The 19,253-nt window shown below is 27.3% G+C and carries 18 protein-coding genes; 12 read left to right on the forward strand and 6 right to left on the reverse strand.

Features of this window, described 5'->3' with window-relative positions; all coding sequences use genetic code 11:
• Positions 1 to 11: 11 nt before the first annotated feature.
• From AVBRAN9334_RS02430 to fliL, 5 genes are read right to left on the reverse strand one after another with little or no spacing between them, the layout of a single operon-like run.
• Positions 12 to 845 (reverse strand): CheR family methyltransferase, encoded by an 834-nt coding sequence (locus AVBRAN9334_RS02430; protein WP_214116732.1) that lies wholly within the window; start codon positions 843 to 845, stop codon positions 12 to 14.
• 5 nt (positions 846 to 850) lie between these two features.
• Positions 851 to 1,402, reverse strand: a complete 552-nt coding sequence (locus tag AVBRAN9334_RS02435; protein ID WP_214120045.1) for a CheB methylesterase domain-containing protein — start codon at positions 1,400 to 1,402, stop codon at positions 851 to 853.
• Positions 1,390 to 2,664, reverse strand: a complete 1,275-nt coding sequence (locus tag AVBRAN9334_RS02440; RefSeq protein WP_239802719.1) for an MFS transporter — start codon at positions 2,662 to 2,664, stop codon at positions 1,390 to 1,392. The genes AVBRAN9334_RS02435 and AVBRAN9334_RS02440 overlap by 13 nt, the downstream gene beginning before the upstream one ends.
• Before the next feature lies 1 nt (position 2,665).
• Entirely contained in the window at positions 2,666 to 3,016 is a 351-nt protein-coding gene (gene acpS / locus AVBRAN9334_RS02445; RefSeq protein ID WP_214116738.1) for a holo-ACP synthase, read from the reverse strand.
• On the reverse strand, positions 3,016 to 3,534 hold the full coding sequence (gene fliL / locus AVBRAN9334_RS02450) for a flagellar basal body-associated protein FliL (protein WP_214116740.1): 519 nt from the start codon (positions 3,532 to 3,534) through the stop codon (positions 3,016 to 3,018). The genes acpS and fliL overlap by 1 nt, the downstream gene beginning before the upstream one ends.
• 70 nt (positions 3,535 to 3,604) lie before the next feature.
• On the opposite strand from fliL, the gene AVBRAN9334_RS02455 reads away from it, so the two are divergent.
• From AVBRAN9334_RS02455 to AVBRAN9334_RS02470, 4 genes are all read left to right on the forward strand, one after another.
• Positions 3,605 to 4,717, forward strand: coding sequence for an efflux RND transporter periplasmic adaptor subunit (locus tag AVBRAN9334_RS02455; RefSeq protein WP_214116742.1), 1,113 nt, complete (start codon positions 3,605 to 3,607; stop codon positions 4,715 to 4,717).
• Positions 4,692 to 6,620 (forward strand): ABC transporter permease, encoded by a 1,929-nt coding sequence (locus AVBRAN9334_RS02460; protein ID WP_214120042.1) that lies wholly within the window; start codon positions 4,692 to 4,694, stop codon positions 6,618 to 6,620. The genes AVBRAN9334_RS02455 and AVBRAN9334_RS02460 overlap by 26 nt, the downstream gene beginning before the upstream one ends.
• A 359-nt stretch (positions 6,621 to 6,979) precedes the next feature.
• Entirely contained in the window at positions 6,980 to 7,834 is an 855-nt protein-coding gene (locus tag AVBRAN9334_RS02465) for a hypothetical protein (protein WP_336606929.1), read from the forward strand.
• Positions 7,835 to 8,038: 204 nt separating this feature from the next.
• Complete coding sequence (locus AVBRAN9334_RS02470; protein WP_336606930.1) at positions 8,039 to 8,887, forward strand: hypothetical protein; 849 nt, start codon at positions 8,039 to 8,041, stop codon at positions 8,885 to 8,887.
• A 153-nt stretch (positions 8,888 to 9,040) separates the two neighbouring features.
• Here AVBRAN9334_RS02470 and gpmI read toward each other — a convergent pair whose 3' ends face one another.
• The gene (gpmI, locus tag AVBRAN9334_RS02475) at positions 9,041 to 10,468 is read right to left on the reverse strand and encodes a 2,3-bisphosphoglycerate-independent phosphoglycerate mutase (protein WP_336606931.1); all 1,428 of its coding nucleotides are present in this window, start codon (positions 10,466 to 10,468) and stop codon (positions 9,041 to 9,043) included.
• Between the two features lie 107 nt (positions 10,469 to 10,575).
• Between gpmI and AVBRAN9334_RS02480 the strand changes: the two genes are divergently transcribed.
• The 8 genes from AVBRAN9334_RS02480 to fliS are packed head-to-tail and all read left to right on the forward strand — an operon-like array spanning position 10,576 to position 19,232.
• Entirely contained in the window at positions 10,576 to 11,355 is a 780-nt protein-coding gene (locus AVBRAN9334_RS02480; RefSeq protein ID WP_214119978.1) for a DnaJ domain-containing protein, read from the forward strand.
• Positions 11,356 to 11,367: 12 nt separating this feature from the next.
• Positions 11,368 to 11,721: a heat shock protein transcriptional repressor HspR gene (locus AVBRAN9334_RS02485; protein ID WP_214116754.1), complete on the forward strand. Its 354-nt coding sequence runs from the start codon at positions 11,368 to 11,370 to the stop codon at positions 11,719 to 11,721.
• Complete coding sequence (locus AVBRAN9334_RS02490; protein WP_239802713.1) at positions 11,721 to 13,328, forward strand: cation:proton antiporter domain-containing protein; 1,608 nt, start codon at positions 11,721 to 11,723, stop codon at positions 13,326 to 13,328. Before AVBRAN9334_RS02485 ends, AVBRAN9334_RS02490 begins: the two co-directional genes overlap by 1 nt.
• Before the next feature lie 9 nt (positions 13,329 to 13,337).
• Complete coding sequence (gene hemC, locus AVBRAN9334_RS02495; RefSeq protein ID WP_336606932.1) at positions 13,338 to 14,273, forward strand: hydroxymethylbilane synthase; 936 nt, start codon at positions 13,338 to 13,340, stop codon at positions 14,271 to 14,273.
• Complete coding sequence (locus tag AVBRAN9334_RS02500) at positions 14,270 to 16,090, forward strand: menaquinone biosynthesis decarboxylase (RefSeq protein ID WP_336606933.1); 1,821 nt, start codon at positions 14,270 to 14,272, stop codon at positions 16,088 to 16,090. Before hemC ends, AVBRAN9334_RS02500 begins: the two co-directional genes overlap by 4 nt.
• 43 nt (positions 16,091 to 16,133) lie before the next feature.
• Positions 16,134 to 16,502 carry a flagellar protein FlaG gene (locus AVBRAN9334_RS02505; RefSeq protein ID WP_214116763.1) on the forward strand — a complete coding sequence of 123 codons (369 nt, stop codon included), beginning with the start codon at positions 16,134 to 16,136 and terminating at the stop codon, positions 16,500 to 16,502.
• Positions 16,503 to 16,532: 30 nt separating this feature from the next.
• The gene (gene fliD, locus AVBRAN9334_RS02510; RefSeq protein ID WP_336606934.1) at positions 16,533 to 18,851 is read left to right on the forward strand and encodes a flagellar filament capping protein FliD; all 2,319 of its coding nucleotides are present in this window, start codon (positions 16,533 to 16,535) and stop codon (positions 18,849 to 18,851) included.
• 9 nt (positions 18,852 to 18,860) lie between these two features.
• A complete protein-coding gene (gene fliS, locus AVBRAN9334_RS02515) occupies positions 18,861 to 19,232 on the forward strand; it encodes a flagellar export chaperone FliS (protein WP_214116767.1) in 372 nt (123 codons plus the stop codon).
• Positions 19,233 to 19,253 lie beyond the last annotated feature (21 nt).

Here is a 19,253-nt window from a genome sequence, read left to right on the forward strand (position 1 = left end):
TTAATTTCTAATTATTCTTTTACATAGTAAGTACAAGTATTTGCATATACTTTTTTTAATTCATTATGACTTGGAACTAAATCAGCATGTCCAGCGAAAAACATTCCGCCATCATTGAGATTTTTGACAAAATTATCAACCAAGCGATATTTGTATTCTTCATTAAAATAAATCATCATATTTCTTGAAAGTATCACATCAAATTTACCTAATTCTAAAAATTTCTTATCAAATACATTCACAACTTCAAACTTAGCATTAGAAAAATATTGGCTTTTTATCACATATTCATCATTGTCTTGGTCAAAGTATTTTTTGATTAGATTATCATTTAGATTATATAATGAGCGTTTTGAATATCTTCTAGCTCTTGCTTTTTGAATAATTTCAGCATTTATATCTATTCCTAAGATTGAAAGATTAGTAATCCCTGCTTCATTTGCTAGCATTAGTATTGAATATACTTCTTCTCCACTTGAGCTTGGAGCGCATAAAATTCTTCTTTTGCTAGGTTCTGCTCTTAAGATATAAATTAATTCATTAAGTTGTTTTAGTTCTCTATAAAAATAAGTTTCACAAACCGTTATTAAGTCAAATAATTCTTGTCTAATAGGAAGGTTTAAATCCATTTTATTAGTTAATTGAGAAAAAGAGCTTAAATTATTATTAGTGCAAAATTTGATTAATTTTGGTCTTATTGTTGTTTTTTTAACTTCTAAATCAATTCCACAAACTTGTCTAATTTTCAATAAAAGCATATCAAACTCATAATTATCATCGTGGAATTTAAACTCTTCTTTTTGTTGATTTTCTATATCTTTTTTATTTGATAAAAAACTAAACATAAAACCTACCTTTGAATGAAATTTACAATTTCTTTTTTTATATCTTCAATGTCAAGTTGTAAAAGATTATTATTTAATTCATAAGCTCTTTTTGGCATTCCATAAACTATGCAAGATTTTTCACTCTCGCCTATACACTTAGCGCCTTTTTTGTATAGTTCAAATAAGCCTTTAGCACCATCATCTCCAATTCCTGTTAATAATATTGCTAGTATTTCATAGTCTTTTGTAAGTTTTGAAGCACTATTAAACAATAAATCTACATTAGGACAAAATGGAAAAACTCCATTATTAAAATTAGCCCTTAGATTTGAAAATAACTCCGTATTGTATTGACAAATATATATTTTTTTATCATCTAAAAAGCAAGGATTTTCTAATAACGCAACATCGCTTAAACATTCTTTATCAAGTTGATGTGCGTAACTTGGTAAAAAATTTGCTTGCATATGTTGAGCAATAACTATTGTTGTATTTACAAGTTTTAAATCTTGAATTAAATACTTAATCTGACTAGGACCACCTGTGCTAGCACCTATTAAAATTACTTTTCGCATCCATAATTCCTTATATAAAATAACCAATAAAAAGCACCTATTATAAAGCAACTTCCAATTAATATTGTAATATAAAAAGTGCCAACTTTATTATCAAATAACCAACCAGTTAGTAAAGTAATTGCTAATGAAAAGCTCATATAAATCATATCAACATAAGCAATCACTCTGCCATAATATTCTTTATCGCAATTGTTTTGAATTGCTGTATAAGTATAAGACCATATCGTGCTAGTAAAAAATCCAGCAAATATTAAACCTATAAAAGATACCCAGAAATTAAATTGAAGTAAAGCCCAAGTAATAATCCCTAAGCCTTGTAAAATAAAAAAATAAAATAATCTTTTGTGATTTACGACTTTACTTAAAATTAAAGGTCCAACTACTAAAGATAAAGCTCTAATTGCATTACTAAGTCCAATTATTAAACCTGTGCTTAGAATTTCTTTTAGAAAATATACTTTATTTAAATAATCATATCCAGCTAAAAAATTAATCAAAGCATCATAAGCTGTAAATCCTATAAAGGCGTGTAATAATATTAAATGTAATATTTTTTTATTTCCTAGTAAATAAAACAAACCTTCTTTAGCCATTTTTGTGATATTTTTGAAATAAAATTTTTCATTTTTTACTTCTATTTTTATAAAAAATAATAATGTAATTCCAATTAAAAATAAAAAGCAATCAAGCAAAAAGGCATTATAAACCCCAAAATAATGTATAAACATACCAGCAACTGCCATTCCTGTAGTGTATGAAATAGCCCAAACTACTGAAAATAACTCATTTGCTAGCTTTAATCTGTCTTTATCAAAAATATGTGGCAATAAACTCATTTCAGTTTGAAAATATAAACTTGCAACCGCAAGTCTTATAAAAATTAGTAAAAATAGTATAAAAATATAACTAGCGTCTTTTATAAAAATTAGTAAAAATACTGAAAATAATTCAATGATAATTGATAATAATAAAAGTTTTTTAGACTTAAAACTATCAATTATAATTCCACTAATTGGTGCCATTAAAATAGTAGGCAAAAATGCAAATACAGCAGAAAAAGATATAGCCCATTTTTTCATACTTTCGTGATTTATTTCAGAGCCTAAAATATTCCAACTAAACTCGCTAAAATCAAACTCAATTAGCATAGTATAAACACCAATTTGTGAAAACCAAGCCCCAAAATAAGTTATGAATTGAACTAGGATAAGAATTTTAAAAGTCTTACTATATTTTAATAATTCAAGATAATTTTTCAATTTATTTCTCCAGCATAACAACAGCCATTGCAATCCCTGCATCGTGGCTAATACTAAGATGAGCTGATTTTACTCCAAATTTATTAAAAATTTTTTCACTAAATAAAATACTAGGTCTATTTTGATTATTTTTTATAATTTCTATATCCATAAAAGAGCAATCTTTACTAATTCCACAGCCTAAAGCTTTACTAGCTGCTTCTTTTGCTGCGTAATAACCTGCAATAGAATTTGAATTAGAACTTAGAGTTTTTAATTCGTTTTCGGTAAGGATTTTTTTTAAGAATTTAATTTGAGATTTAGCTAGAATTTTCTCAACTCTAGCAATCTCAACAATATCACAACCAATCATCAAGTAATCACAAAATCAGTAAAATAAATATTTTTGATAAAGCCATCATTTAATACTTCATTAATTTTATTGATAATTTCTTCTTTTAATCTTTCTTTGCCTTTTCCTGTGCTTATTTCTTCTACACTTTTTGAACTTAGAGTTTCTATTATTTTATCTTTAATAATAGGTATTTTTTTATCAAGTTCTGGTGTTAGTGTTTCTATATTTTGCTCTAATTCAATTTTGCATTTTAAATATTTAGTCCCACTATCGCTTACTAAATTCACGGTAAAGCCATCTAATGGATAAATAACACCAACATCAGCTGACATTTCGTTCTTTTTCTTAGCAGGTTTTTTTTCAACTTGCTCGGTTTTTACACTTTCATCAGCCTTTTCTTCATCGCCACTTCCCATTAATAAAAATATAACTAAACCGCCTATGATTAATACAACAAGTAATAAAACGGTTACTAAAATTAAAACCAAACTAGAACCTTTTGATTTTGGTGCTACAACTTCTTCGTTTTCTGCCATTTATTAACCTTTTTTGATAAATATTTTAAAAATTGAGATTTTAGCAAAAATAAATTAAAGAAGGGATAAAATGAAAAAAATACTAGCTATTTTGATAGTAATAATTATAGGCATATTTAGTTTTGCATATTTTAGTAATGATGAAACTAATAATAATTTTAGAATTATTAAACCAAAAAGAATGGATTTATCAATTAATGTTGAAGCAGTAGGCAAGGCTTATTCTCCTTCTTTGGTAAATGTTGCAACTTTAGCAAATGGAGAAATTAAAGAATTTCGTGTAAAGCTAGGAGATAAGCTTAAAAAAGGCGATATTATTGCTATTTTAGATGATGAAAAAGCTAAGAATGATTTGGCTATAGAAAAAAGTAAATTAATTAGTTTAAATGATGAAGAAGAAGCAGCTAGAGTATATTTAAACGAATTATATGTAAAACTTCAAACTCAAGAAAAGTTATTAAGTAAGGGTGCTAGCTCTAAAGAAAATTATTTAAACGCAAAAACTAATTATTACAACGCAAAAGCAAAACTTAGCTCAATAAAAGCTCAAATAATTCAAACAAATGCAAATATTTCTACTATGCAAGAAAGCTTAGATGAAACAATAGTAAAAGCCCCTATTGATGGTAGTGTAATAGGTGTTTATGCTAGTTTAGGTCAGACAATTAACTCAAAGCAAAGCTCACCAACACTAATTAAATTAGCTAATTTAGATGAGATGGAAGTAAGAATGCAAATAGCACAAAATGATGTTAGCTTATTAAAAGTAGGGCAAAAAATCACATATACTCCATTAAGTGATGGATCTAGCACTAAAGAAGCTAGTATAAATAGTATTGATAGTGCTGATGTTAGTGTTATTGATAATGCTACTTCAAGTGGGGCTGTTTATTATTATGCTAGATATTTTGTAAATAATAACCCTGAATTAAAAATAGGAATAGATGTTCAAAATACCATAGAAATTGATAAGGTAGTAAATGCTTTAACTTTACCTATTAATTATATTAATAAAGACAATCAAGGTTATTTTGTAAATATTAAAGATAATAGCGAGATAGGCTATAAAAAAGCATATATAACCTTAGGTAAGAGCGATAATTTTAATATAGAAATTACAAGTGGCTTAAATGATGATGATGAAGTGGTAATAACTAATGATAAAGATAAGCAATCTAAATAAATTTTATGGCTCAACTCAAGTATTAAAAGATATAAATATTGAGATAAAAAAAGGCGAGTTTGTAATATTATTAGGCAAAAGTGGTTCAGGAAAAAGCACCTTGCTTAATATGATAGGCTTAATTGATGAGCCAAGTAGCGGAGAATATATATTTTATGATAAGAATTTGTATTCTTTAAATAGTGAAGAAAAATCAGCCTTTAGAAGAGATAATTTAGGTTTTATATTTCAAAGATACAATTTAATGCCCTTACAAAGTGTATTAGAAAATGTAATAATGGGAGCTTTATATGCTAAGAAAAACAAACAAACTAGTATTCAAAAAGCTAAAAAATTATTAGAAAAATTAGAACTTAGCGAACATACTCATAAAAAAGCAGCACATTTAAGTGGTGGTCAGCAACAGCGTGTAAGTGTGGCAAGAGCACTTATAAATGATGCAAATTTTATATTAGCAGATGAGCCAACAGGAGCGCTTGATAGTGCAAATGGAATAAAGCTTATGCAAATTCTAAAGGAGCTAAATGAAAACGGAGTTGGGGTTATTTTAGTAACTCACGATGAGAGTTTATGTAAATACGCAACTAGAATTATCAAAATGAAAGATGGAGTTATCATTAGCGATGAAAATGTCAAAGAATTTAAAACAAGCAATTTAAATGAAGATAATTTAAATAAAGCTAATTTTAAAGATAGATTTATAGCTAGTTTTAGCTTTTTTTCTCAAAATGTAAAACTTGCATTAAATAATCTAATCACAAATAAATTAAGGTCATTTCTTACTATGCTAGGGCTTATAATCGCTACTGCTTCAGTAATTTCAACGATAGCTTTAGGAAATGGTGGAAAAGCTGATATTTTAGAAGAGATAAAATCACTTGGGACAAATACAATTATAGTTCATAAAGGCTCAAGATTTGGAGATAGGAATGCAGGTAGGATTAAGGATTTAACATACCAAGATTTAGAGCTTATTAAAAGGCTTGATTTTGTAAAAGAAGTTGGGGTTGAGAGTGGTTTAAGTGGTGCTTATATTACTTATTTAAAAAACGAAGTAGATACTGATGCTACAGGGGTTTTTGCGAATTTTTTACAAATTAGTGCTAAGGAGATGAAAGAAGGTAGATTTTTTACCGAGCAAGAAGAACAAGACGCTAAGAATGTATGTGTAATTAGTGAGAATTTAGCTAAAACTTTATTTAAAATAGAAAGTCCATTAAATAAAATAATATATCTAAAAGGTCAGCCATTAAGAGTAATTGGAGTTCTTAAAAAAGATAAAAATGAGCGAGATGGTTTTGATATTAGAGTTTATGTTCCAAATAGCACAATTAGCAATAAATTTGATGGTAATAAACATATTAGGCGTATTGTCGTATTGCTTAAAGATGATGTAAATAGCGAATTAGCTGATAATAGCATTAAACAGATTTTAGAGATTAAAAAGGGTGCTAATTCAATTTTGACCTTTAATCAAGACGCTATTAAAAAAAGTATAGAAAGCACTACAAATACACTTAGTTTAATGATTTTTGGTATTGCATTTATTGCTATGATTGTTGGTGGAATTGGCGTTATGAATATTATGCTTGTCGTTGTAAAAGAGCGAACGAAAGAAATAGGGGTAAAACTTGCAATCGGAGCAAGTCCATCTTATATTAGCACGGGGTTTTTGATTGAATCGGTTGTGCTTTGTAGCGTGGCTGCTAGTATTGGTGTAATGATTGCTTTAATGCTTGTTTATGGCATTAATTTACTTGACGCTCCTATTAAAATGATAGTTGATTTTGATGCTATTATGTTAGGGTTTTTAAGTAGCACTTTAGTTGGTTTATTTTTTGGATATTTTCCTGCTAAACAAGCTAGTAAGCTAATCCCTGCAGTTGCTTTAACTGATGATTGATTAATTTGGAAAAACTTAAATTAATAAAGTTTTTCCTTTTTATTTTATATAAAATCATAAGCAACTAATGAATGTGTAGTTTTATTCATAATTTTAGGAATTTACAAAATTTAAGGACTAAATTAATATATTAAAATCCTAATTTAAATTCTAAAATATTTTATACCACTAACTAACTTTATTATAAATTTTATAAATTTTTATTGTTTATATTTTAAAAGAATTTGAATTATGAATTTGAAATTAAATAAAAAATATTTTTTAATATTATTTATTATAAAAAGTAACATATATTAATAATTTTATGAATTTTTATTTTTATTTCATATAATTAATCTTATTAAAAATAAAGGATAAATTTGAATATAGACAATTTAAAAGATTATAAAATAAAAAACGATTATTTATATAGCTTAGAGCTTATTAGATTTATTATTGAAATTTTTTTGACTTTTATTGCGTTTTATACACTTTATAAAAGTATAGATAACTTAATCATGCTATATAATAGACCAACACCAAGAATGTCGGATTTGTGGTGGATAAAAAGGATGGATGAAGCAATACTTCATAGTATATTTTTTATTATATTCTTTTTAAACCTTAGACAAATAAAAAGGCTTAGATTTGTTAAAAATAATGATTTTTATATTAGCGTAGATAATGAAAAGATATATTTTGAAACATATACAATAGATGAAGCAGGTGTTTTTGGTATAGCAAAAAGTTATAAGAAAGTAACTACAACAATAAATAAAAGTGATATAGTTTTTAGATTGCAATCTAAACGACCTGCTTTAGCTTATTCATATATATTTGATAAAGATTCTTTTAATACTAAAGAAATGGAAGGAAAAAGTTTGAGCTATAAGCTAGATTACCCACTAGGTAAAATAATATTCTTTCCTGTGTTTTTTGCACTTTGTATATTAGATATTTTATCAAGTTATTTAATATTGTTTTTATTAAATGGTAAAAACTTAAAAACTTACACAATATATCAAACTAAAACCAAGCTGGTTTCATTGCCTTTTATTGATGATTTATCGGTTTATTTTTTATATACAGAGTTTAGACAAAAGTATTCTGCAATGAGTAAAGGCGGATTTGAAATGGAATTTAGAGAAGAAGCACAACCACTAGGTGAAAAATACATAGCAAAACAACAAAAGAAAATTGAAAAGATTTTAAGTGAAAGGATAATAAATGTTTGATTTTAGCAAAAGAGATTTTAGTGATTATATTAATTAAACTTTTGCTATCTATCTTTTAAAAGAATTTGAATTATGAATTTGAAATTAAATCAAAAAATATTTTTTAATATTATTTATTATGAAAAGTAACATAATTTTAATAATTATTTTTAAAGTTAATGAATATATATTTACTATACTAAACTTTATTTTTAAAGGTAGGATATGAATGAGTTTTTAATATATCTAGCGTATTTTTTAGATAATTTACACGATTTAGCTGGTGGGATTATTAGTATTTTAATTCCTATAATTTATGTGCCATTCCTTACCTATCCTATGCTTTTTGCCCTTACATTTTTTATAGGATTAAAGCTCTATCCTAGATTTATAACAGCTTTATATATTTTATTTTTTTATTTGGTTTTAAGTGCTAAAAGCAATAATCCTGATTTTGCTCTAAATACATTGATTTTTCAAATAATTTTTCCTTTTATATTGTGTTTTCCTATTATACTAATCTATAAATTTATAATGAAACAAAATCAAAAATTTATTAAAGTTATCTTTTATTTTTTCTCATTTTTAATGATTGCTTTTCACGGAATATTATTAATAAGTCATTTTAATTTACAGCAAAGTCCAAAGCACGAAGTAACAGAACTTAAAAAACCAAATACCTTATTATTAAGCACAATTAAAAAAGAAAACTATACGATAGATGGTAAGTTTTTTAAAAGTGTAAATTTAATAGTTGATAAAGAAGTGCAAATATATGAAGATTATCATGAAAAAAGTTTTGAAGAAAAAGCTTCAAAATTACCAACTAGACTTAGTAAAGATAAATTAATAAATTATGATATTTATGGTTATTTTGTGGATTGTAGTTACGCAAAATCATATGTACAGCTTAAACTTCCAGAGCATCCTGATTTTGATAGAATTTATGATTCTTTTGCTAGGTTATTTGTTGATAATTATTATCTTGATTTAGGTAATTATTCTAGCAGTGGTAGTTGCTCTAATGATATTTATAAAAATTATTTAAATAAATTAAAAGAAGAATTAAAATGAAAACAAGTTATAATGAATTGTTAAAATATGCAGTTTTATCGGATATAGTTTATGATGATTAAAAAATGATAATAATAAAATATATTTAAATTTATTAAAATCCTAATTCAAATTCCATTAATTTTTTAAAGAATTTGAACTAGGAATAAAGATTTAAAATAAAGCTTCTTCCATTTCGCTAGGCTTATTTAAATTTAGTATTTTTAGCACGCTAGCAGCAATATTTGCTAATGAGCCATCTTTTAAATTACTATCTTTATGATAATTATAAAGCCAGCAGCCAACATTATAAGTTGTATGATTTGTTAAAATATTGCCATTTAAATCTTTCATATCTTCGCAGTTTCCGTGATCTGAAGTTAGTAGCATAGCATAATTATTTTCTTTACAAGCTTTAATAATTTTACCTAAGCATTCATCAACGCACTCAACCGCTTTAATACAAGCTTCATAATTTCCTGTATGACCTACCATATCGCCATTTGCAAAATTAACTACGATAAAATCAAAACCATCATTCATAGCCTTAATTACTTCATCACAAACTAAATAAGCACTCATTTGTGGTAATTCATCATAGCTCTTTACTTTTGGGCTTGGGATTAATACACGCTTTTCATTAAGAAATTCTTTCTCTACCCCGCCATTAAAGAAAAAGCTAACATGGGCATATTTTTCTGTTTCTGCTGTGTGAAATTGCCTTAAATTATTTTTGCTTAAGACTTCAGCTAAGGTGTTTTTAATATCAATTTTTGGAAAAATCACGCCTAAGTCAAGTTTTTCATCATATTCACACATACACAAAACTTGATTTTTACTTAAACGATTTTTTAGCTCACTTGCAATTTGCCTTGCTCTATCGCTTCTATAATTAATGATAATAACTCCATCATCTTTACCAATGCCATCAAAACCAAGATTAAGTGGCTTAAAAAACTCATCATAAATTTTATTCTCATAATTATCGTTTATGTATTGTTCTAAATCACTTTTATTTGCTTTGCTAAAAAGCATATTTATATATTCGTTTGTTCTATCTAAGTTATTATCCCTATCCATAGCATAAAATCTACCTGAAATACTGCTTGGAGTTATAAAACTTGGATTATTTTTTATAAAATCTTTAAAAGAATTTGGTTTAACATCTCTTCCATCACTTATTAAGTGCATAAAAATATTATTATTAACGCTTGCAATTTTAGCAATTTCGTTAAAGTGAATATAACTTGAATGCACTCCACCATCGCTATATAAACCTATTATATGAATATTTTTATATTTTTTCAAAAAGTCTTTTAAAATACTAATATTTTCTAGGCTTTTATCCTTAATAGCGTTATCAATTCTAACTAGATTTTGATAAATAACCCTACCACTTCCAATACTCATATGTCCTACTTCACTATTTCCCATTTGACCATCTGGAAGACCTACTGCATCGCCACTTGTTTTAAGTCTTGAAAATTTTGCATTTTGGTTTAAAAAATCATAATTTGGTTTTTTTGCGTGATAAAAAGAATTGTATTCTAATCTATCGTTTAATCCGATACCATCGGTAATTACTAATATACATTTTTGCATTTTTACTCCTTTAAGTATAATTTAAGAGTTGATAGTAAGTGGTTAAACTCTATTAAGCTTAACTAGCTAATATTACTCAAAAATTTTTATTATTATAGGATTAAAAGATGAAGAATTATTACGACATATTAGGCGTTAAAAAAGACGCAAGTACTGACACAATAAAAAAAGCATATAGAAGTTTAGCTAGAAAATATCATCCTGATGTGAATAAAGACAAGGGTGCTGAAGAAAAATTTAAAGAAATTACTGAAGCTTACGAAGTGTTAAGCGATGAAGATAAAAGAAGAGCTTATGATAATCCTTCTTTTGGTGGATTTGATGGCTTTAATTTTAATTCAAGCGGTTTTAGTGGTGGATTTGAGGATATATTTTCTCATTTTGGTTTTGGAGCAGGGCAAAGTAGGTCTTATAATAAACCAGCTCAAGTTGAGTTAAAAATAAGTTTTTTAGAATCTGTTTTAGGAACTACTAGAAGTATTAATGTAAGGGGTGTTAGTTTTGATGTAGAGATTAAATCAGGCGTATTAAATAATCAAGAAATAACTATGCAAAAAGACAATCTAACATTAAAAGCAACTATTAAAATAGAGCATTCAAAAGAGTATGAGCGTGATGGAGATGACTTGACAAAAGAACTTGAAATTCCTTTAAAAATAGCTTTATTTGGTGGTAAAGTTGAGTTTGATACTCCAAAAGAGCAAGGCTTAAAAGTAACTTTAAAAGAAAATGTAAAAAATGGTGGATTAATCCGTGTTAAAGGTAGGGGAATTTATAATTCATATTCTAAAAATCAAGGGGATTTATTCTTAAGAGCTAAGGTGGTTTTACCTGATATTAATACGCTTGATGATAAGTTGGTTAAAGCTTTAAAAGATTATTTATAAAAAGGAGGAAATATGCACTATGATGAACCGGTATTTTTAATTTCTGTAGTATCAAAGCAATTAAATATTCATCCACAAACTCTAAGACAATATGAAAGAGAAGGCTTGATTGAGCCTAATAGAACCTGTGGAAAGGTTAGAATGTATTCGCAAAGAGATGTAGATAGAATTAAATTAATCTTAAGATTTACAAGGGATTTGGGGGTAAATTTAGCTGGAGTTAGCATTATTTTAGAGCTTAAAAGTCAAATAGCAGATTATGAAGAAATGCTAAGTGGTTTAAAAGAAAAGCCTAAGAAAAACGCCTTAATTAAACAAAATCAAAAATACGATGTGATATTTTATGATGATAAAGGTAGTAGCTAATGCAAGAGTTCTTAGAAATATTTTTAATTACAAGTGCTATTGCGATTATTTTAAATGTAGTGCTTAAAAAATTTAGCATACCAACAATTATTGGTTATATTGCAACTGGCTTTATTATTGAAGAAGTATTTTTCGTAACCACTTCAGAACAATTAAGCCACATTGCAGAATTTGGAATAGTATTTTTAATGTTTACCATAGGACTTGAGTTCTCTATCAAACACCTTTTAACTATGAAAACCGATGTATTTATAAATGGTGCTTTACAGATGGGAATATGTGGAATTGTATTTGCAGTAATTTTGCACCACGCATTTAATATAGCTGATGATATTGCTTTAATTATTGGCTTTACAATTTCACTTTCATCAACTGCAATAGTCTTAAAAATACTAAATGAAAATCAAGACATAAATCAGCGATATGGAAGAAAAGCTTTAGGAATATTATTATTTCAAGATATTGCAGTAATTCCACTATTATTGATGATTGATATTTTCAATCAAGATGGAGTTGCAATTAGCACTTTAGTTGTTAAGACTTTAATATCAGCTTTTATTGTGCTTTTATTATTATTTTTAATTGGAAAATATATTTATAGCAGGGTGCTTTATTTTGTATTAAAAACAAATTCTCAAGAAATATTCATAGCAACGATACTTTTCACTGTCGTTGGTGCTTCGTTTTTAGCTTCATTTTTTGGGTTTTCATATTCACTTGGTGCATTTATTGCAGGAATGATGATAGCAGAAACTGAATTTAAACACCAAATAGAAGCTGACTTAATCCCGTTTAGAGATTTGTTATTAGGATTTTTTTTCATAACCGTTGGGCTTCAAATTAATATAAATATTATCATTCAGTATTGGTATATAATAATTGCACTTACAATTGGTATTATGCTAATTAAGACTTTATGTATATTTTTATTATTAAGTCTTGGAAGTACTAAAAGTGATTCGTTAAAAACTGCATTAAGCGTTAGTCAAATTGGAGAATTTGCTTTAGCAATATTTACTTTATTGGTTGCAAATAAAATGCTAGATACAAATACAGCTCAAATGCTTACTTTATCAGTAATTTTAAGTATGGTTTTATCTCCTTTTATTTTAAAAAATATAAAATCTCTTGCAAGTATTACTAATGATGAGATAATTACCGTAGCTCCTAAGATTGAATCAATGAGCGGACATTTTGTAATATTTGGATATGGCTCACTTGGTCAAGAAGTTGTGCTAAGATTAAAAACTCAAGGCATTCCTTATATCGTGCTAGAAAATGATATGAGTTTAGTTGAGCTTGGACAAAGTAGGGGAGAAAATGTTTTTTATGCTAGTGCAGAGCAAAATACAAGTTTTGATAATGCTAGTATTAAAACAAGTGCAGCAGTAATCGTTACTATTTCAAACGAACAAGTCTTAGAAGTAGTTAGTAAAAAAATACTTGATTATGACCCAAATGCTAATGTAATAATTAGAATAAATAAAGATGAATATAAAATATTTGAAGATTTAGGCGACAATATCAAAATGGTAAAAGAAGAAAAAGTGGTTGCAAGAACACTTTTACAAGAAGCATTAGTTTGCAGAATAAAACAACAATCTTAAAGGAAAAATATGAAAATAGCTACTAGAAAATCATTACTTGCTTTATGGCAAAGCGAATTTGTAAAGGCGAAATTACAAGAAATTGAGCCTAGTTTAAATATAGAATTATTAGAGCTTAGCACTAAAGGAGATGTTATTTTAGATACTCCTTTAGCAAAAATTGGTGGGAAGAATTTGTTTATTAAAGAATTAGAAAACGCAATGCACGATGGGCTTGCACAAATTAGCGTTCATTCTTTAAAAGATGTTGGGGCAAGTTTGGCGTATGATTTTAAACTTGCTAGTATTTGCAAAAGAGAAACTCCTAATGATGTTGTGGTTTTTCGTGGAAATGAAAAATCATTAAATGAACTAAAACAAGGTGCAAAAATTGGCACAACAAGTCTTCGCCGTCAAATGCAATTAAGATTAATTAGAGATGATTTTTCTATTCACTCATTAAGGGGAAATCTACAAACTAGACTTAAAAAATTAAAAGATGGTGAATTTGATGCGATAGTTTTAGCTTATGCAGGACTTAAGAGATTAAATCTTTTAGATGAGTTAAATTATGAGATTTTAGATACAAAAATTATGATACCTTCAGCAGGTCAAGGTGCTGTTGCGATTGAGAGTATTAATGATGAAAAGGTGTTAAATCTTGTATCTAAATTAAATTGCCCTAAAACAGCATTATTATGCAAAATTGAGCGTGATTTTACTGCTACTTTAAATGGTGGTTGTGGTGCTCCAATAGGAATTAATGCATCTTTTATTGATGATGAGATTATTTGCGTAAATGCGATTATTGGCTTAATTGATGCTAGTAAAATTATAAAAATGCAAAGAAAGATTAATCAAGCAAATGCAAGTGATTTTGGGGTAGTTTTAGCGAAAGAATTTATAAAACACGGAGCTTTAGAAATTCTAGCTGAAAATGAAGAATTATTAAAAGAAATGCTATGAAAAATTATATAGAAAAATTAAAAAAAGAAAATCTTTTAAAGATTATAAATACACCTTTAGATGTTGAGTTAGAAATCGCTCATTTAGCTTATTTAGAAGCTAAAAAGAGTGATTCAAAAGTTTTGTTATTTACAAACCCAAAAAAAGGCAATATAAATTATGATATGCCAATTATTATGAATGTTTTTGCAAATAGCAAAGCACTTAATTTGGTTTTAGGTAAAAATCCTGATGAGATTGCAGATGAGATTGAGAGCTTATTAAAGCTACATATTCCACCTACATTTGGTGCTAAATTAAACCTTGCAAATAAATTATTTTCTTTAAAAAATATAGCTCCAAAAAGAGAAATAAACAAAAACGCACCTTGTAAGCAAAAAACATATTCTCTAAATCAAATTCCAATCCTTAAAACTTGGGAAAAAGATGCAGGTGCATTTATTACGATGGGTCAGGTTTATACCAAAAGTCTTGATGGTAAGCAAAATAATTTAGGAATGTATCGTTTGCAAGTATTAGATGAAGGGCATTTGATAATGCATTTTCAACTTCATAAAGATGCTAATAATTTCTTTTACGAATATAAAGCTGCAAATAAAAAAATGCCAATAGCTATTGCAATAGGCGATGACCCACTTCATATATTTTGCGCTCAAGCACCATTGCCTAAAGGTATATTTGAATTAATGCTTTATGGATTTATTAAAAAACAAGGAGCAAAATTAGTTAAATGTGATACTAATGATTTGTATGTTCCAAGTAATAGTGATTTTGTAATAGAAGGCGAAATTGATGTAAATCATTTTGCTATTGAAGGTCCATTTGGCGATCATACGGGATTTTATACTCCGCAAGGTAATTTTCCTGTTATGAAAATTACAAAAATTACAGGCAAAAATGAGCCAATTTATAATGCAACCGTAGTTGGTAAACCACCTTTAGAAGATAAATGGATGGGGTATGGAACAGAGAGAATATTTTTACCATTACTTAAGACAACTTGCCCTGATTTGATTGATTATTGTATGCCTGAAAATGGTGTTTTTCATAATCTAATCTTAGCTAAAGTAAAAAGCAATTATGATGGTTTAGCATTAGCTAATATGCACGCATTTTGGGGAGTAGGGCAGATGAGTTTTGTAAAAAATGCTATTTTTGTAGATGAGAATGCACCTAGTCTGAATGATTATCCTAAAATTACAGAATATATTTTAAATAATTTCTCTCCTAAAAAATTATTATTAAGTTATGGATTATGCGATGAACTAGATCATTCTAGCACTAAATTAGGTATGGGTGGTAAGTTAGGGCTTGACGCTACTTCAAAATCTACTTATAAAGCTCATACCTTTAAAGTAGAAAAACAAGAAATGGATAAAGCAAGTTTTAAACCAAATCTTAAAAATTTATTAGATGATTTAAAAGAATTTGGTTTATATGAATACAACATTTTTTATCCAGAAGCAAAAACACAAATTACTTGTATAAGCTTAGATAGAAAGCATAATTTAGACACTATTTATAATGCTTGCAAAAATAACTTAGGTGGGATTGTTGTTTTATTTGATAAAGGAGTTAATTTAAATAATCCTTATATGTTAATTTGGAGAGCGTTTAATAATTACGACCCTAGCACTGATATTAAAATAGATGATAATGGGATTTTGGTTGCAGCGTATTCAAAAGGCGAAATAGATGGCTATTTAAGCGAATGGCCTAGCACAACTGATTGCAATAAAGATGTAATAAATAAATTAATAGATTTAAAATTATTAGAAAATGATGAAAAATTTTTCAAAAGCTATGAAGTTTTTTAAACTTTAGCCGATTTAGAAAAAAGCTTATTAAAAGGAGATAGTAATGGAGATTTTTAAAGCAGCGAGTTCTCAATATGATACTCAACTAAAAGCTAGTGCAGAAACAACTAAAATGCGCCCAGTTGAGCAAACTCATATTGAAACAAATTCAGGTAAGCAAAAAAATGAAGAAATAAACAAGGAAATAACAAAAGAAAAGCTTGATGAATCTATTAAAAAATTAAATGAAAATATGGAAGAGTTACAAACTGATGTAAGATTTGGTTATAACGATAAAATCAATCAAATGTATGTAGATGTAATCGCTACAAAATCAGGTCAAATTATTCGTAAAATTCCAAATGAAGAAGTAATTAAGCTTAGCGAAAGTATGAAAGAAGCAATAGGAATTATTTTTGATAAAAAGAGTTAATTGCTTTAAAGAATTTAAAAGGAGTTAAATATGGGAACAGGTTTAGGATTAATAGCAGGAGCTAATAAATTTCAATTTAAAGAAAAATATGACGCTTTAAAAGCAAACGAGCAAAAATCTTTATTAGCAATACCTAATAAAAAACTATCTGATACACAAGCAAAGCAAAAGGATTTAACAGATTTAACAACACTTTTAGGCAGTTTTAAAGGTGATATATCTTCTTTAGTAGAAGGAGAAGCATTTTCTAAAAGTAAAGTAGATGCTACAGGTGAGAGTGCTAGTATGACTACTACTAAGGGTGTTAAAGTAAGTGATTTTGATATTAATGTTAAGCAACTTGCTACAAAAGACGCTTATCAGACTAATTCTTTTTCTAGCGAAACTTATGGCATATTTAACGATGTTGGTATTATTAAAAGTGATGGTCAAAAAGAAATGCTAAAAGAAGCAGAGTTTAAAATCTCTGTAAATAAACAAACATTTACTATTAAGGTAAATTCAGGGGATTCTTTACAAACTTTAAATGACAAAATTCTATCAGCTACAAATGAAAACAATAAAAAATTAAGCGATTTTGTAAGCACTAAGGTTTTAGATACAGGTCATGATAATTATAGGCTTATGATTACAAGTAAAGAAGCAGGAATTGATAATGAAATAGTATTTGGAAGTGCTTTTAAACTTGACGACCCTAATGCAGCAGAGTTTTCAAAAGCAGTTCTTAAAAAGCTTGGTTTATTAGACGCTGCAAATGCTAGTGCTGCTAAAACAGAGCTTAAAAAAGCTAACGAGCAATTAGACGCATCTAAAGTTATTTTAGGTGGTAGTGGATACTTAGAAAATATTCAAAAACAAGTTTCTGAATTAAGTAATGAAAAAAAATTAACATATAAAGCTTTTGTAAATGACCCAAATGGTACCGATACAATTGTTGAGAAGGATATTGAATTTACTATTAATAAAGATACAGATTTATCTAAGTTAAGTGATGATGAGAGAAAAGCAGTTTTTGCTGAATTTAAAGATAAAAATGATATGACTCAACAAACAAAAAACTGGGTTGAATATATTAAAAATACCGGAGAAGAATTAAATATTTCATACAAAGATAACTCTAATCAAATGAAAGCAGTTAGTATAAATAAAGCTACTGATTTTGATAAATTAACAGAAGAACAAAAGAAAGGAATTCAAGAATTTTTTGAAACTTCTAGGGAAAATTATTTTATAAATGAATTAGATGTAAAAGCTGCTCAAACTAAATATGATGGAATTGATGCAAAATCAAACCATGTTCAAACAGCGCAAGATGCTAAGTTTATTTATGAAGGTATTGAGATTAGCAGAAGCACAAATACTATTGATGATTTAATAATTGGGGCAAAAATTTCTCTTAAAAAAGAAGGTATTACCAACTTTAAAGTAAGTGATGATTTAGATTCTTTAACAGAGCATTTAACTACTTTTACAACGAATTATAATTCTATAGTTAATTCTCTTGCTACCTCAACAGGTTTTGATAAAGAGAAAAAAACAGCAGGAAGTTTGCAAGGAATTAGCGAAGTAAGTAAGCTAAAAACAATGTTATCATCAATGATTACTAAGACTGATTCAAATGGAATTAGTTTATCTGGTATGGGGTTTGAGCTTAATGAAAAAGGAATTTTAACTTTTAAAAAATCAAAATTTGAAGAAGCTTATAAGAAAAATAGCGAAGGAATTAAAAATTTCTTACAAGGTAGCGTAAAATACCAAGAATTAAGCACTACAAGTAAGACAATTAGTCAAAAAGTAGCTTTAGCTGAAGGGGATTTGAAGATAAATGGTAAGGAAATTACCTTTAAAAAAGAATTCCTAGATAAGTTAAATGAACAAGATAGCAAAGTAACTCAAGAAGAGTATATAAATAAATTAATTGAAGCTATTAATGATGCGAAAATAGATGGTGTAACGGCTAAATTAGGTAAAGAAAATAATATTATTATTACAAGTGATGGAAAAAATGCACTTGAAATAGGTGGTTCTAGCGAGAAGTTATTACAACTTGGTTTAGAAGAAAAAACAATAAGAACTATTAAAACAGAGCAAACAGGAGTGTTTAGAACATTTAAAGATACTTTAGATAGTATGGTAGGCACTGATGGAACTCTTACTAAATATAATAAAAATTTAGAAAATGATGTTAAGAAGCTAAATGAAGAAATCAAAAAAACCAATGAAGAAATTGAGAAAAGATATGAGATTTTAGCTACTAGACTAAGTATGTATGATGTTATTTTAAATAAGCTTGATAATCAAAGCCAAACGATTACAGCTTTAACAAATGCAGCATTTGCTAATAAATAAGGAATATAAATGGTAAGTAATGCTTATGCGAGTTATTCTCATAACAATATTTCAATTGAGAGTAATGAGAAAATGATTGAGCTTTTATACGAGGGCATACTTAGATTTTGCTCTCGTGCCAAAAAAGCCATAGAAAAAAACGATATAGAAGCCAAATGTAAAAATATTAAAAAAGCCACAGCAATTTTTGTTGAGCTATTAAATTATTTAGACTTTAGTCAAGGCGATGTTAGTTATTATTTACAAGGGCTTTATTCTCATCAAATTAGCACACTTAGTAAGGTAATAATTGATAGTGATACTGCTAAATTAGATGAAGTTATGAAAGTTGCTAATGGTTTGCTTGAAGCTTGGCGTGAAGTAAATCAAATGGAACTTTAAAATCAATAAGTTTAAAAAAGT

This window comes from Campylobacter sp. RM9334 (assembly GCF_020138145.1).
GTDB lineage: Bacteria > Campylobacterota > Campylobacteria > Campylobacterales > Campylobacteraceae > Campylobacter_E.